Origin of the sequence: Paenibacillus woosongensis, from assembly GCF_030122845.1 — a bacterium.
In the GTDB taxonomy this organism is placed as follows: Bacteria; Bacillota; Bacilli; order Paenibacillales; family Paenibacillaceae; genus Fontibacillus; species Fontibacillus woosongensis_A.
On record NZ_CP126084.1, the window covers coordinates 1,978,739 to 1,993,837 of the forward strand.

The 15,099-nt window shown below is 50.2% G+C and carries 15 protein-coding genes; 12 read left to right on the forward strand and 3 right to left on the reverse strand.

All coding sequences use genetic code 11. From position 1 onward, the window contains the following. The first annotated feature begins 47 nt into the window (after window positions 1-47). The 5 genes from accD (at window position 48) to QNH46_RS08860 (ending at window position 4,588) form a co-directional block, all read left to right on the forward strand. A complete protein-coding gene (gene accD / locus QNH46_RS08840) occupies window positions 48-941 on the forward strand; it encodes an acetyl-CoA carboxylase, carboxyltransferase subunit beta (RefSeq protein WP_213588970.1) in 894 nt (297 codons plus the stop codon). Continuing rightward, complete coding sequence (locus tag QNH46_RS08845; protein ID WP_283927773.1) at window positions 942-2,039, forward strand: acetyl-CoA carboxylase carboxyltransferase subunit alpha; 1,098 nt, start codon at window positions 942-944, stop codon at window positions 2,037-2,039. Window positions 2,040-2,161: 122 nt separating this feature from the next. Beyond that, window positions 2,162-3,583 carry a pyruvate kinase gene (gene pyk / locus QNH46_RS08850; RefSeq protein ID WP_283927774.1) on the forward strand — a complete coding sequence of 474 codons (1,422 nt, stop codon included), beginning with the start codon at window positions 2,162-2,164 and terminating at the stop codon, window positions 3,581-3,583. A gap of 111 nt (window positions 3,584-3,694) precedes the next feature. Then, window positions 3,695-4,114, forward strand: a complete 420-nt coding sequence (locus tag QNH46_RS08855) for an acyl-CoA thioesterase (protein ID WP_283927775.1) — start codon at window positions 3,695-3,697, stop codon at window positions 4,112-4,114. Window positions 4,115-4,195: 81 nt separating this feature from the next. Next, window positions 4,196-4,588, forward strand: coding sequence for an FxsA family protein (locus QNH46_RS08860; RefSeq protein WP_155609232.1), 393 nt, complete (start codon window positions 4,196-4,198; stop codon window positions 4,586-4,588). A 61-nt stretch (window positions 4,589-4,649) separates the two neighbouring features. On the opposite strand, the gene ytvI is transcribed toward QNH46_RS08860, so the two are convergent. After that, the gene (gene ytvI / locus QNH46_RS08865) at window positions 4,650-5,768 is read right to left on the reverse strand and encodes a sporulation integral membrane protein YtvI (RefSeq protein ID WP_283927776.1); all 1,119 of its coding nucleotides are present in this window, start codon (window positions 5,766-5,768) and stop codon (window positions 4,650-4,652) included. A gap of 335 nt (window positions 5,769-6,103) precedes the next feature. On the opposite strand from ytvI, the gene citZ reads away from it, so the two are divergent. The 4 genes from citZ (at window position 6,104) to QNH46_RS08885 (ending at window position 10,155) form a co-directional block, all read left to right on the forward strand. Further along, window positions 6,104-7,216 (forward strand): citrate synthase, encoded by a 1,113-nt coding sequence (gene citZ / locus QNH46_RS08870; protein ID WP_283927777.1) that lies wholly within the window; start codon window positions 6,104-6,106, stop codon window positions 7,214-7,216. 86 nt (window positions 7,217-7,302) lie between these two features. Next, window positions 7,303-8,598 (forward strand): NADP-dependent isocitrate dehydrogenase, encoded by a 1,296-nt coding sequence (gene icd, locus QNH46_RS08875; protein ID WP_155609230.1) that lies wholly within the window; start codon window positions 7,303-7,305, stop codon window positions 8,596-8,598. A gap of 20 nt (window positions 8,599-8,618) precedes the next feature. Further along, window positions 8,619-9,560, forward strand: coding sequence for a malate dehydrogenase (gene mdh, locus QNH46_RS08880; protein ID WP_283927778.1), 942 nt, complete (start codon window positions 8,619-8,621; stop codon window positions 9,558-9,560). Between the two features lie 169 nt (window positions 9,561-9,729). Further along, the gene (locus QNH46_RS08885) at window positions 9,730-10,155 is read left to right on the forward strand and encodes a hypothetical protein (protein WP_283927779.1); all 426 of its coding nucleotides are present in this window, start codon (window positions 9,730-9,732) and stop codon (window positions 10,153-10,155) included. Window positions 10,156-10,241: 86 nt separating this feature from the next. Here QNH46_RS08885 and QNH46_RS08890 read toward each other — a convergent pair whose 3' ends face one another. Continuing rightward, window positions 10,242-10,589, reverse strand: a complete 348-nt coding sequence (locus tag QNH46_RS08890; protein WP_155609227.1) for a helix-turn-helix domain-containing protein — start codon at window positions 10,587-10,589, stop codon at window positions 10,242-10,244. Window positions 10,590-10,759: 170 nt separating this feature from the next. On the opposite strand from QNH46_RS08890, the gene QNH46_RS08895 reads away from it, so the two are divergent. Both QNH46_RS08895 and QNH46_RS08900 read left to right on the forward strand, forming a co-directional pair. After that, on the forward strand, window positions 10,760-11,638 hold the full coding sequence (locus QNH46_RS08895; RefSeq protein ID WP_283927780.1) for a glycosyltransferase family 2 protein: 879 nt from the start codon (window positions 10,760-10,762) through the stop codon (window positions 11,636-11,638). A gap of 159 nt (window positions 11,639-11,797) precedes the next feature. Next, window positions 11,798-12,667 carry an SDR family oxidoreductase gene (locus tag QNH46_RS08900; protein WP_283927781.1) on the forward strand — a complete coding sequence of 290 codons (870 nt, stop codon included), beginning with the start codon at window positions 11,798-11,800 and terminating at the stop codon, window positions 12,665-12,667. 109 nt (window positions 12,668-12,776) lie between these two features. Here the strand turns inward: QNH46_RS08900 and yfbR are convergent, their stop codons facing one another. Next, window positions 12,777-13,391 carry a 5'-deoxynucleotidase gene (yfbR, locus tag QNH46_RS08905; RefSeq protein ID WP_213588965.1) on the reverse strand — a complete coding sequence of 205 codons (615 nt, stop codon included), beginning with the start codon at window positions 13,389-13,391 and terminating at the stop codon, window positions 12,777-12,779. Between the two features lie 165 nt (window positions 13,392-13,556). Between yfbR and QNH46_RS08910 the strand changes: the two genes are divergently transcribed. Beyond that, window positions 13,557-15,098, forward strand: coding sequence for a fumarate hydratase (locus tag QNH46_RS08910; protein WP_283927782.1), 1,542 nt, complete (start codon window positions 13,557-13,559; stop codon window positions 15,096-15,098). The last annotated feature ends 1 nt before the right edge of the window (window position 15,099 follow it).

Below are 15,099 nucleotides of genomic sequence, written 5' to 3' on the forward strand. Positions count from 1 at the left end.
TGACTGTAGGTGCGGCCTAATAAATTAACGGCTGAAGAGGTGTAGTTGTGTTTAAAGATTTGTTCCATAAAAAAAGAAAATACGCGACCATTCCTTCAGGAAGTTTAGGGAATGAAGACAGTGTACAGCCGGAGGAAAGGCCCAAGCGCGAAATTCCAGAAGGCCTGATGAATAAATGCGGCAAGTGCGGGAGTATTCAGTACAGCAAAGAGCTGGAAAAGAACTTGAAGGTATGTCCTTCATGCGGATACCACATGCGGCTGAATGCGCTTGACCGGATTCGCATTACACTGGATGAGGGCAGCTTCGTTGAATATGATGCTGACCTGATTTCCGTGGATCCTTTGGAGTTCCCGGGCTATGCCACGAAGCTGGAGCAGCAGACACTGAAATCGGGCCTCCGCGAGGCGGTGGTCACCGGACAAGGAACGATCGGAGGCTTGCCTGCGGTCGTAGCCGTCATGAGCTTCGATTTCTTTACGGGGAGCATGGGCTCCGTCGTCGGCGAGAAGATTACCCGTGCGATTGAGGCTGCTATAGAGAAACGGCTTCCGCTTATTATTTTCTCCACATCGGGAGGCGCCCGTATGCAGGAGAGTATTCTGAGCCTGATGCAAATGGCCAAGACCAGCGCGGCTCTGGCGCGGCTGAATGAACAAGGCGGACTTTACATTTCGGTCATTACGGACCCGACCACAGGGGGCGTATCGGCTAGTTTTGCCATGCTTGGAGATATTATTATTGCTGAGCCAGGAGCGGTCTTTGGCTTTGCAGGCCGGATCGTCATTGAGCAGACGATTCGCCAGAAGCTGCCGGACGATTTCCAGACAGCGGAATTTAATTTGCAGCATGGGCAGCTGGACATGGTCGTCCATCGCAAAGAGATCAAGGCGACGCTATGCAAACTGCTTGACCTGCACGGCGTGAAGGGAGGAGTATAAGTGGCTGGAGAATTGCCTTTTGAAACGTCCCTGGTAAAGCTTCGCGAGAAGATTCAGGAGCTTGAGCAGTTTGGCAATGAGAAGGGAATCGATTTCACAGAAGAAATCGCCAGACTGGAGGAGCGCTACAAGCAGCTTGAGGACGAGATTTACAGCAATATTTCACCTTCCCAGAAGATGCATTTGGCGCGTCATCATCAGCGCCCTACGTCGCTTGATTTGATAAATCTCATCTTTACCGATTTCATCGAATTGCATGGTGACCGCGTATTTGGCGATGATCTGGCCATTGTTGGCGGATTGGCCAAATTGAACGGTATGCCGGTAACGGTCATCGGGCAGCAGCGGGGCAAGGACACGAAGGATAACATAGCCCGTTTCTTCGGAAGTCCGCATCCGGAAGGGTTCCGCAAGGCGCTGCGATTAATGCAGCAGGCGGACAAGTTCAAACGCCCGATCATTACGTTCATCGATACGAAGGGAGCTTACCCTGGCATTACCGCTGAGGAGCGTGGCCAATCCGAAGCGATTGCCCGCAATCTTCGCGATATGGCGACGCTGCGCGTGCCCGTTGTATGCGTAGTCATTGGCGAAGGCGGCAGCGGAGGCGCTCTTGCGCTAGGCGTCGGAAACCGGGTCGTCATGCTGGAGAACGCGATCTACTCCGTTATTTCTCCGAACGGAGCAGCCTCCATCTTGTGGAAGGACGCCTCCAAAGCGGATCAGGCCGCGGAAGCGATGAAAATTACGGCACAAGACCTGCTGTCGATGGAGGTCATTGAAGAAATCGTGCCTGAGCCCCGCGGGGGAGCCCATCGGGATTACGAGTCTACGGCGGAATCGATCAAGAATGCTCTCTTGCGCCAGCTTGAGGAATTGTCTGTGTTGAATGCGGACGAGCTTCTGGAGGACCGGTACCGTAAATTCCGGAAGATCGGCCGTTTTGCCGAGGCGCGCAAATCCGGCAAGCCTACGGAAGATGCTGCAGCGGATGACCGGCCAAACGCAGGCGACACCGCCCCCGAATCTGCAGCTGAAAGCGAAAAAGACGCAGAAAAGAGCGCCGTAGCAGACGCTGCGACAGTGGGCAAGGAGTAGTATAAAATGCTTCAGATCTTGACGATATGACAAACTTCCTATACAAAATGGGAAAACTGTAGTAAATTTAGATGTTGGAAAAGACGATATAGAGAGAACAAAACAAAACGGAGGAAACCCAAATGCGCAAAACAAAAATCGTATGTACTATCGGTCCTTCAAGCGAATCGTTAGAGAACACCAAGAAATTGATCATGGCCGGAATGAACGTCGCTCGCCTGAACTTCTCCCATGGAGATTTTGAGGAGCATGGCAATCGGATCAAAGTGATTCGCCAAGCGAGCGAAGAGCTGGGGAAATCAGTCGCCATACTGCTAGATACGAAAGGTCCGGAAATCCGCACCGGCAAACTGAAGGAAGAACCGATTGAGCTTGTTCAGGATGAGTTCATTACCTTGACGACAGAGGAGATCCTCGGTGACAAGGATCGCATCTCGATCACTTATCAAAATCTTCCTCATGACGTGGAAGTTGGTTCGACCATTCTAATCGATGACGGATTGATTGGCCTAACCGTAGTTGATATCCAAGGTACGGAAATCAAGTGCCGCGTAATCAACGGCGGTCCGATCAAGAGCAAGAAAGGCGTTAACGTTCCTGGAGTTGACATCTCCCTTCCGGGCATCACTGAGAAAGACGCTAACGATATTCTATTCGGGATTGAACAGGGCATCGATTTCATTGCCGCATCCTTCGTACGTAAAGCTAGCGACGTTCTTGAGATCCGTCAATTGCTCGAGCGTAACAATGCATCCCACATTCAGATCATCTCCAAAATTGAGAACCAGCAAGGGATCGACAATTTGGATGAAATTTTGGAGGTTTCGGACGGCTTGATGGTTGCCCGCGGAGACCTTGGGGTTGAAATTCCAGCGGAGGACGTACCTCTTGCTCAGAAGAAAATGATCGAGAAATGTAACCGGGTAGGCAAGCCGGTTATTACAGCCACGCAAATGCTGGATTCCATGCAGCGCAACCCAAGACCGACACGCGCGGAAGCAAGTGACGTTGCGAATGCTATTTTCGACGGTACCGATGCAATCATGCTGTCTGGCGAGACTGCGGCAGGTAAATATCCGGTTGAGTCTGTCTTGACGATGTCCCGCATCGCGGAGAAAGCGGAATCTGCGCTGGAGTATCGCGAAATTTTCATTAAACAGAGCAATGCGCAGCAAACCACGGTTACAGAAGCGATCAGCCAGGCTGTTGCCAACTCTGCGCTTGAGTTGAACGCCAAGGCGATCATCACCTCGACGGAAACCGGTTATACGGCCCGTATGGTGTCCAAATATCGCCCGAAAGCTCCGATCATCGCGGTGACGACACAGGACAACACCATGCGCCGTCTCGCTTTGAACTGGGGAGTGACGCCTGTTAAAGGCGCCGTGGCTTCTTCCACGGATGAGATGTTCGATAATGCAATGAAGGGCGGACTGGACAGCGGAGTAGTCAAAGAAGGCGATCTTGTCGTAATTACGGCAGGAGTACCGCTAGGACGTTCCGGTTCCACGAACCTGGTTAAAATCGGCCAAGTTCGCAAATAATTTGCGATAGCTTATATACGATTAAGGATAAATGGACAAAGGCAATGGGCATTCGGAGTTACACCGGATACCATTGCTTTTTGTTTCCTGACCAGAAGGAGGAGAAGGCATATGTATGTCAGCAAGCAGGTGATTGTTCCGAAATATTTTGAATTCGATATGATGGGCATTATTTATCACGCCCATTATTTGGGATGGTTTGAGCTTGGGCGAACCAAGCTGTGCGAGGATCTGGGATTCAAATATATCGATATGGAGCGGGCAGGCTATATTTCTCCGGTTCACGAGATGAATGTGAAATATCATAAGGGCATTACGTATGGAGATGAGGTCATTCTTCAGACCCGGATTTTGGATAACGGGGGCGTCAAGACGGTTTACGGCTACGAGCTCTTCAACGGGGAAGGGACGCTGTGCGTTGAAGGGAAGTCTTCGCATTATGTCGTGAGACGTGAGGATTTCAAGCCGGTAGCCTTCAAAAAGGTGTTTCCAGAATGGTACGCGGCATTTGACCGGGCAAGCAAACTTTGAAAAAGCGGGCATGAAGCGGTAAAATACTCTTATTGACCATTCTCATCCGCACCGGATGTTTCATTGTAAAGGAGTTTTTACATGCGCAAATGGATCGCTGTCATTATTGCTCTGGCGTTTGTCGCTGAGTTTTGGGCTTACGTCGAAGTGGGTGAGCGGCTCGGAGTTGGCAAAACGATATTTCTTACCCTAGCTACCTCGATTATCGGGGGATTGATGATGCAGTTCGAAGGACGTAAGGTCATGGCTGACGCAAAGGCGCAAATGACCGGAGGACAGGTTCCCGGCCGAATGATGCTGGATGGCATTTGCGTGTTCGCCGGAGGCATCATGCTGCTTGCCCCGGGCTTTATTACGGATCTCATCGGTTTTACCATGGTATTTCCGTTGACCAGACCGCTTTATCGCCTGCTGCTCATGAAATGGATCGGAAAGAAGATCAAGGAAGGCAAAATTACATTTTTTCGCCGTTAAACCGTACGCAGCCGGACTCCCGAGAGCCCGGCTCTTTCTGTTAATGAAGAGATATTTAAATTTAGCGGAGCCGCCCGCTGACGATATAATTTCGGAGGTCACGAACCACTCCTGCACGAATGGTTGCTCCGATGATGACCAGAGATACAGGGCCGATAATCAAGCCAAGCACGCCGAATAATTTCAATCCGGCAAACGTGGCGATTAATACGGGCAATGGTTCAAGCCCTACGCTAGTGGCTAGCACCTTGGGCTCGATAAGCTGGCGCGAGACGAGAAGCAGGCCGTACAGAATTGACAATCCAATGCCAAGCGACAGGTCACCGCTTACGTAAGCATAAACGAGCCAGGGGATCATGATTGTCCCGACACCAAGATAGGGCAGAAGATCTACGAAACCGATTAAAAGGGCGTAGGTAAAGGCGGACTCGACCCCTAGAATCAATAGTCCGATCAATACGATGACAGCCGTAATTGAAATCATAATAAACTGAGTCTGCAGGTAGCCGAATAAGGCTTTTTGCAGGTCGTTCCAAATCTCCCGGGCTGTTTGCTGAAAAGGCTCCGGGATGAAACGGGTGAGCAGCTGCAAATTTTGATTCCAGTTTTTGCTCATAAAGAACGCGGCAAGCAAAATAACGAGCACGATGATGCCAAGGCTGGGAAGGGAGGTCAGCAAATTGACGACACCGTTTAATAGGCTTGCTACCGCACGGGAAATGGCGCTGCTGATGTTCACGGCTGTGGAATCAAAGTTCTTATGCAGGGTGTTGGAATAACCGGGATGGCTTGCGATAAAGCGGTTGATCTCGTTAAGAATGCTTTGAAGCTTTTCGTTCTGGCTCCACTCCAAGAAGGCGTTTTTCCATTTCTCGATGCTTAGGTCCAGAGACTCTGTAACATGGATTAATTCTTTGACGAGCCGGGTGACTGCGGCAGAGAAGACGATGATTGCGCTCCCGAAATAGACCAGCAGCGCCAGGATGACGGATAACCAGCGGGGAAGGCGGAAATGCCGGTCAAGCCATGAAACGAATGGATTCATCATATAGGCAACAAACCAGGCGATCAGGAAGGGGTACAGCAGAGGAATCAGCCAGTAAGCAAGCAGCAGCAGGGCCACAAGCAATGAGCACACCCAGGCGCCTCGCAGCACGCGTTTAACAAATACGTTGTTCACACGTTCTCCTCCTTCCTAAGATAAATCTATTAATGCGTATGGACGAGTATGAGTATGTCTGTAAAATTTCACTCATTGTGATCAATGTCATTGCAATCTGCAATCGTTTACAAAAAAACTTTTATCACTGTAATAAAACATTTTGATAAACGTGTTTCTCTCAGATTGTTCCCTTGCTTCCGTAAATCCAGTATGATGATTTAGGAGGCATTTTAGAGTAGTGTTGTATCATAAATGGCGTCCTCCGGCCATATTTTAAAAATTTTAATCTTTTAAAATGTAAATGTTTTCATCCGCTAGTTTTATCATAATTCGTAACAAAGGAGAGATATACTATGACAGCTACTAAAGGCCTCGAAGGTATTGTCGCAGCTACATCCTCGATCAGCTCCATTCATGACGGCGTCCTCGCTTACCGCGGGATCAATATCGACGAACTGGCAGAACGTGCAAGTTATGAAGAGACTGCTTATTTACTTTGGTACGGCAAATTGCCTACGAAATCCCAATTGTTGACCCTGCAGCAGCAGCTTAGCGAATACGCAGCAGTACCTCAAGCGGTACTGGAGCAAATGAAGCTCTATCCAAAGGATGCCAATACGATGGCCGTGCTGCGGACCGGCGTGTCGGCTCTTGCTTTGTATGATGAGAATGCAAATGATATCTCCCGGGAGAGCAATCAGTTGAAGGCGATCAAGCTGCAAGCCCAGCTGCCGACGCTGATCGCTGCTTATGCACGCATCCGCGACGGCAAGGATCCGATTGCGCCATTAAAGGATGTATCTCTTGCTTACAATTTCCTTTATATGCTGTCCGGCGAGAAACCGGATGAGGTTGCGGTTCGCGCCTTGGACCAAGCTCTTGTGCTGCATGCCGATCATGAGCTGAATGCTTCGACGTTCTCGGCACGCGTAACCATTGCAACGCTGTCTGATATTTATTCCGGGATTACTTCGGCTATTGGAACGTTGAAAGGGCCTTTGCATGGAGGCGCTAACGAAGCCGTAATGAACATGCTTAGCGAAATCGGAACGCTGGATAAGGCGGAAGGATATATTCAGAATAAGCTGAACAACCGGGAGAAAATTATGGGCTTCGGCCACCGCGTTTATAAAAACGGGGATCCGCGCGCCAAGCATCTGCAGAAGATGTCCCGAGAGCTTAGCGTCTTGAAGGGCGATTCTACGCTGTATGATATTTCCGTGAAGGTCGAAGAGCTTGTTACCGGACAAAAGGGATTGAAGCCGAACGTAGACTTCTATTCCGCGTCCGTATATACGCTGCTGGGCATCCCTAGCGACCTTTTTACGCCGATCTTTGCAATCAGCCGCCTCTCGGGCTGGACGGCTCATATTTTGGAGCAGCTCGATGACAATCGGATCATTCGTCCGCGCGCTGATTATGTTGGTCCGACGAATCAACGTTATATTCCGATCGATATGAGGTAAATTGAATGAAGCATCCGGTCTTCAATCTATGATAGAATGGAGACCGGACAAGTATTACTAATTCACTTGAGGAGGAAACCATCAACATGTTGAAATTAGAAAAGTTTGCACTGCCGACAGAAGGGCAAAAAATTGAAATTCAGGACGGCAAACTGCAGGTTCCTAACAATCCGATCATTCCGTTTATCGAGGGCGATGGCACAGGCCGCGATATCTGGAGAGCTTCCAAGCGTGTTCTGGACTCCGCAGTTGAGAAAGCATACGGCGGCGAGAAGAAAATTGCCTGGTATGAAGTTTTTGCTGGCGAGAAAGCCTACAATACATACGGAGAGTGGCTGCCAGCCGATACGCTGACGGCGATCCGCGAGTATATTGTAGCCATCAAAGGCCCGCTTACGACGCCAATCGGGGGGGGAATCCGTTCCCTGAACGTAGCATTGCGTCAGGAGCTTGACTTGTATGTATGTCTGCGTCCTGTACGTTACTTCGACGGGGTGCCGTCTCCGGTCAAGCATCCTGAACTGGTAGATATGGTTATCTTCCGTGAGAACACAGAAGACATCTACGCGGGCATCGAATATAAAGAAGGTTCTGAAGAAGTGAAGAAGGTGCTTGCGTTCCTGCAAAAGGAAATGGGCGTGAACAAAATCCGCTTCCCGGAAACGTCCGGTATCGGGATCAAGCCGGTATCTGCTGAAGGCTCCAAACGTCTCGTTCGCGCTGCGGTTGAATATGCGATCAAGCATGGCCGCAAGAGCGTAACCCTAGTTCATAAAGGCAATATCATGAAATTTACGGAAGGCGCCTTCAAGAACTGGGGCTATGAAGTAGCGGAAGAGGAATTCGGCGATAAGGTGTTCACTTGGGCCCAATATGACCGGATTAAAGAAGAGTCCGGCACGGAAGCTGCCAACAAGGCGCAGAAGGATGCTCAGGACAGCGGAAAGATCATTATCAAAGACGCCATCGCGGACATCGCTTTGCAGCAGGTCTTGACTCGTCCGACAGATTTCGACGTCATTGCGACGCTGAACCTGAACGGCGACTATCTGTCCGATGCCCTCGCAGCTCAAGTAGGCGGTATTGGTATTGCGCCGGGCGCGAACATCAACTATGTGACAGGACATGCGATTTTTGAAGCTACCCATGGTACGGCTCCTAAATATGCGGATCTGGACGTGGTTAACCCTGGTTCTGTTATCTTGTCCGGCGTCATGCTCCTCGAGCATTTGGGCTGGCAGGAAGCAGCTGACCTCATCTACAAAGGGCTTGAAGCATCGATTAATAATAAGACCGTTACCTATGATTTTGCACGTTTGATGGAAGGCGCAACAGAAGTGAAATGCTCTGAGTTTGCAGATCAAGTCATCAAAAACATGTAATGTAGGAGGTCTTGACTATCGTGGCCATTCATCGTAAGAAAATCACAGTCGTCGGCGCCGGATTTACCGGCGCAACGACTGCGCTGATGCTGGCACAGAAAGAACTCGGCGATATCGTTCTGCTGGATATTCCTCAATTGGAGAATCCAACAAAGGGGAAAGCGCTCGATATGCTGGAAGCAAGCCCGGTGCAGGGCTTCGACAGCAGCATCACAGGCACTTCTTCCTATGAGGATGCCGCGAATTCCGACATCGTGATCATTACGGCGGGAATTGCCCGCAAGCCGGGAATGAGCCGGGATGACCTTGTAAGCACAAATGCGGGTATCGTTCGCTCGGTGTGCGAGAACGTGAAGAAGTATTGCCCGGACTCCACTGTCATCATTTTGAGCAACCCGGTCGATGCTATGACCTATGCCGCTTATCAAGCGTTAGGTTTCCCTAAAAATCGTGTCATTGGCCAATCCGGCGTACTCGATACGGCCCGCTATTGCACGTTTATCGCGCAGGAGCTTAACGTATCCGTCGAGGATGTCCGCGGCTTCGTGCTTGGCGGCCATGGCGACGACATGGTGCCGCTTGTGCGTTATTCCAGTGTCGGAGGCATTCCAGTCGATACGCTGCTTTCCAAAGAGCGCATCGAGGCGATTGTTCAGCGGACCCGCGTAGGCGGCGGGGAAATCGTTAACCTGCTCGGCAGCGGCAGTGCTTACTATGCACCCGCAGCTTCGCTTGTCCAAATGACGGAAGCGATCCTGAAGGACAAGAAACGAGTCCTTCCGGTTATCGCTCTGCTGGAAGGCGAATATGGCTACGATCAATTGTTCATGGGCGTCCCCGTCATCCTAGGCGGCAATGGCATCGAGAGAATTTTCGAGCTGGAGCTGACGGCCGATGAGAAGGCTGCGCTGGATAAATCCGCAGACTCGGTACGCAATGTCATCAAGATTGTTCAAGGCTGAAGTATATTACCCGCTGACGGGTATCAAAAAGCAAACCTCTCCTAGGAGCAGGTTTGTTTTTCTGTACAAGAAGAGAAGGAGACATAAACGTTGTTCTTCTTTTTATAGACGGCTATAATAGGTTTTATATAGTAATCAATCTAATTGACGAATGGAAGGCGGTTTAAGTATGTTTCAAGTTATGCTGTTTCTTCACATTATCGGGGCACTGGCGCTTGGCTTTTATTTGGTTTTGCCGTTTGTATTCGGAGCTATCGGCAAGCTTTCGCTGGCGGCCCAGGAGGGAACCCTCTCGGCGGTTAAATCTTTAAATCGCTTTGCTCAGTTCGGACTTGTGATTCAGTTGTTGACCGGGGGATATTTGGTCGGTCAAGGCGGCTATTCCGTACCATGGATGATTGTGGTGGTCCTCCTGTTTCTTGCAATCGGCGCGCTTGGCGGAGTTATGGCCAAACCACTGAAGCTGGCGATTGGAAGCATTCGCGAGAATAAGAATATTACGGCCGAAGCCGGCAAGCTTCGCACACTAAGCGTACTGCTGTCGGTCAGCGTTATCCTCATTTCCTTCCTGATGGTATTTTCGACGATTATTTGAATGAACTATAAAAACCTCCGCTTTCGAATTTCGAAAAGCGGAGGTTTTTTTCATGTAGTGGCGAAATAATTTAGTATTGGGGAATTTTAGAGGTTGCTGTCATTTTGCATATCGTCCAAGTGAGTAAAAATCATCTTGATGGTGTCCAAAGCTAACTGTTTCTCCTTCGGCGAGCGGTGAATCATAATCTGATTGATTTGGTTCAGGAAATGGTCGTCATTGATTTCGATGGAATCGTGAAGCAAGTAGTCGACGGTTACACCTAATTGATTCGCTAGTTTGACCAGAGTTTCTAACGATAAGCTCCTTTCGCCTCGTTCAATTTGACCTATGTACGCATCGGAAACTTCTATCTTCTCGGCAAGCTTTTCCTGGGTCAAATGCATCTTATGACGTTCTTGGCGCAGCCTTTTGCCCAATGATCTATAATCCATAACACCCCTCCTGTAATTAACCATAGTGAGTATGAGAGGTAAAGATAATATACTATTAGTTTTGTTTGTATTTACTCCAAGCATTAAATGGGTTAATATGTAATCAATGATTAATTTTTTCTGTATTTCCATTCAATATTCTATTATTGCCATTTATAAGGAGAGAAACCATGTCTGCTCAACCTATTCTTGTATCCGTCATTATTTCGGTGCAGAACGAAGGAATTGATTTACAGACAACACTGGAGTCCATGAAGGTATCCCGTGTCGCTCCCCGTTACGAAGTTATTATCGTGGACGAGGGCTCCGTGGACGGCTGTTGTGATTTCCTGATGCACTTCAAATTCGATATGCCGCTTCGCAAATTGAAGACGCAGCGCGGAATATCTTCCCGGCAGCTGGGCGCTTCCCACGCTCTGGGGGAATATTTGATTTTTTGCAGTCCGAGGCTTTATTTCGAGGATGGATGGATGGAGGCTCTGCTGGAGCCGATCCAGCAAGGCAGGGCGGATTGTTCAACGCCTTCGTTTACGTCGCAGGGCCGTCCGGTAAATATCCCGCAATGCAGCAGTCTACCGGGTGGATTATGCGCTTCGATTTACAGTTATCCGGCCGTTACAGAGGAGGGCGACATTCCTTGGCTGTCTTGGGATTGCTTTGCCATAAGACGCCAGACACTAGAGGAATTGGGGGGGCTTGCGGACGGCTTCTATACGAAGGAAATTGAGACTGCTGAGTTTTCCCTGAGGACCTGGTTGTCTGGCCGGGTATGTTATTACGTTCCTCATGTAACTCTGACGATTGTTTTTAGGCATAATTATCCGCCGGATCACCGGCTTGCTTACTGGGGCAGCGATCTCATCGCCTTTACACGAATCCATTTCGAGAAGGAGACCGTTGCCAGGACACGGGAGCTTGTTATAGCCTGTGATGGAGAGCAGCCTGGTGCTCCTGACCGGGAAGGACTTGAAGAAGCGAGGGAGAAGTATTTAGGACTTCGCCAGCATGATCCGCTTTGGTTCGCGAACCGCTTTGACATTACGCTGTAAATTCAGCCAACTTGTTTAAGCCTTTGCTCGCTGTGGTAATTTCCAATTGACCCGACCTTGAGCTGCACATATTTGCAGCTACCGGCATAAGCCGTCTGCCAAAGGTTATTCTAACAAGGGAAGGATATGAAATACATAAGCGAGGAAGGAGAATGCAGCATGTCAGGAAGCGGACAAACCAAGCAAACCATGCCTCCGCAGCATCAGAACCAGCGGCCCGGAATCGAAGAAGAAATGAATCCGCGCCCAAAATACGAAGGGAACTATAAAGCAGCGGGCAAGCTCCAGGGCAAAGTTGCGCTAATTACGGGGGGCGACAGTGGAATCGGAAGAGCCGTAGCTATAGCATATGCCAAAGAGGGCGCCGACGTAGCTATCGTATATTTGAACGAAAATGAGGATGCGAAGCTGACGAAGCAGGAGGTCGAGCAGGAGGGCAGGAAATGCCTGCTTATTTCCGGGGATTTAGGAGACGAATCGTTCGCCAAACAGGCAGTAGAGCAAACGGTCAACGAACTGGGCGGTCTCGATATCCTGATCAACAATGCTGCCGAGCAGCATCCGCAGGAGGACATTACGGACATTACGGCCGAGCAGCTCGAGAGAACATTCCGGACGAATATTTTTGCGATGTTCTTTGTGACGAAGGCAGCGATGGCTCATCTGAAGAAAGGCAGTGCGATCATCAATACGGCCTCCGTAACAGCCTATCGCGGGAATCCGCAGCTGATCGATTATTCCGCAACTAAAGGGGCGATCGTCAGCTTCACGCGGGCGCTGTCCATGAACATTGTCGGCAAGAAAGGAATCCGTGTTAACGCGGTTGCACCCGGTCCGATCTGGACGCCTCTCATACCTTCCACATTTGATAAGGATCAAGTGGCCCAATTCGGAGCGAATACACCGATGCAGCGCCCTGGCCAACCGGAAGAACTGGCTCCAGCCTACGTGTTCTTAGGCTCGGATGATTCATCCTACATTAGCGGGCAGGTATTGCATATCAACGGCGGAGAGATCGTGAACGGATAATTGGCCTTGTACAGCGGCACGGGTTCGTCTTATAAGCAACCCATGGATAATCGCTCTTAAGGAGAGGGGTAGCCCGATCCTTAGAGCGATTTGTTTTTTTACAGATAACTCAGCTTTGCTCGGACAGTTCATCAAGCGTCATGTCAAAGCTTGGCGCCAAATGCTCAAGGAAATAATCGATCTCCGGCAAGCTCAGCCGTTGGAGCTTATCCAGCAGTTGCTCCTTGGCTACAGCAAATTCTCGATTGCCCGATGTAAGCTCCCAGGCACATTTCAAGTACGCATCCAGGCTGTCGGCAGCTTTGACATATTTGAGTAGCTCGTCATCTCCGGTCTTCCGGTTAGCATGGTGATTCGGAGATAACAATGCTCCATACGTCGGCTTTAGCTCTGGAGGGACCATGGAGAGAAGACGTTCTGCGGCTATTTCTTCCATCTCGCGAAAGCTTGATAGCAAGCGAGGATTATGATGCTTTACGGGGGTTGGGATGTCGCCGGTGAATACCTCTGTTGCATCATGGAATAGGGCGAGCGTCGCCGCGCGATCCGAATTCAGACTGCGCCCGTACAGGCTGTTGCCTATTTCGCAGAGGAGGTGGGTCAGCAAGGCGACATGGAAGGAATGCTCGGCAACATTCTCGGTGGCCGTGCTGCGCATAAGGCTCCAGCGTTTGATAGAGCGCAGGCGGTACATGTAGGCAGAAAAATGAAAATGATCGTTCATCAGTGAGATACCTCTCTTCTTGATCGGCAAATTTGAACAGAATATGTCAACGAGTCACTTTGTTTATGTTATTATAAGACTAAAGAACAGGTTAATCCAACAGTAAGATTCACGGCAATATTATGTCCATTAGTCACACGAAGACAAGAGAGGGGATCTTGGATTATGCTGCAGTTTGAACAGAGCGTTTATGAACTCATTGTGGAGACTTCAACGAATTTGCCAGGAGATGTGCGCCGGGCTGTAAAACGTGGGGCACTGGCGGAAAATCGGGATACGAGAGCAGGGCTGGCCCTTTCCACGATCACGACAAATATCAAAATGGCGGAGGATCAAATATCACCAATTTGCCAGGATACGGGGATGCCTACCTTTATCATTCATACTCCTGTAGGCGTAAATCAAATTGAAATGAAGAAGGGTATCCTCGCCGCGATCAAGCGCGCGACCAAGGAAGGCAAGCTGCGGCCTAACTCGGTTGATTCGTTAACCGGGGAGAACAGCGGGGACAATCTCGGAGCGGGAACGCCTGTGATCCATTTTGAGCAGTGGGAAGAGGATTTCATAGATATTCGCCTAATACTCAAAGGCGGCGGTTGCGAGAACAAGAATATCCAGTACAGCCTTCCGGCCGAGCTTGAAGGACTCGGGCGCGCTGGACGGGATCTGGACGGCATTCGCAAGTGTATCCTGCATGCGGTGTATCAAGCCCAGGGCCAGGGCTGCAGCGCCGGGTTTATCGGCGTCGGCATCGGCGGTGACCGGACGACAGGGTATGAGCTGGCAAAGCAGCAGCTGTTCCGTTCTGCAGATGATGTGAATCCGGTAAATGAGCTTAGACTGCTGGAAGAATATATTATGGACAATGCGAACAAGCTGGGGATTGGAACGATGGGCTTCGGCGGCGAAGTGACGCTGCTTGGCTGTAAAGTCGGAGCTGCAAACCGCCTGCCGGCAAGCTTCTTTGTATCGGTAGCGTATAACTGCTGGGCTTTCCGCCGGCAAGGGGTTGCCATAGATCCCGCTAACGGCGAAATCAAGAACTGGCTGTACGAGCGGGGATCCGAGGTAGCGATGGATAATGAGCCGGCCGCTTCAGTGAAAGCGGATGCAGCTCCGCAGGCTAGCCGGGAGGTTGTTCTGCAAACCCCGATTACGGAGGAGCAGATTCGCAGCCTGCGGGTTGGAGATGTCGTCGTTATCAAAGGCGAAATCCACACGGGCCGCGACGCCCTTCATAAATATTTGATGGATCATGATGCTCCAGTCGATTTGAACGGCGCCGTCATTTATCACTGCGGACCAGTCATGCTGAAGGACGAGGATGGCTGGCATGTAAAGGCTGCCGGGCCGACCACAAGTATCCGCGAGGAGCCTTATCAAGGCGATATTATTAAGAAATTCGGCATTCGCGCCGTAATCGGCAAGGGCGGCATGGGCCAGAAGACGCTTGCGGCGCTGAAAGAGCATGGCGGCGTTTATCTGAATGCCATTGGCGGCGCGGCGCAGTATTACGCCGAGTGCATTAAGAAGGTCAACGGGGTGGATTACATGGAGTTTGGCATCCCTGAGGCGATGTGGCATCTGGAGGTCGATGGCTTTGCGGCGATCGTTACGATGGATTCGCATGGAGAGAGCCTGCATGCGGATGTCGAGAAGTCTTCGCTTGAGAAGCTGGCGGCTTTCAAAGAGCCAGTATTCAAATAAG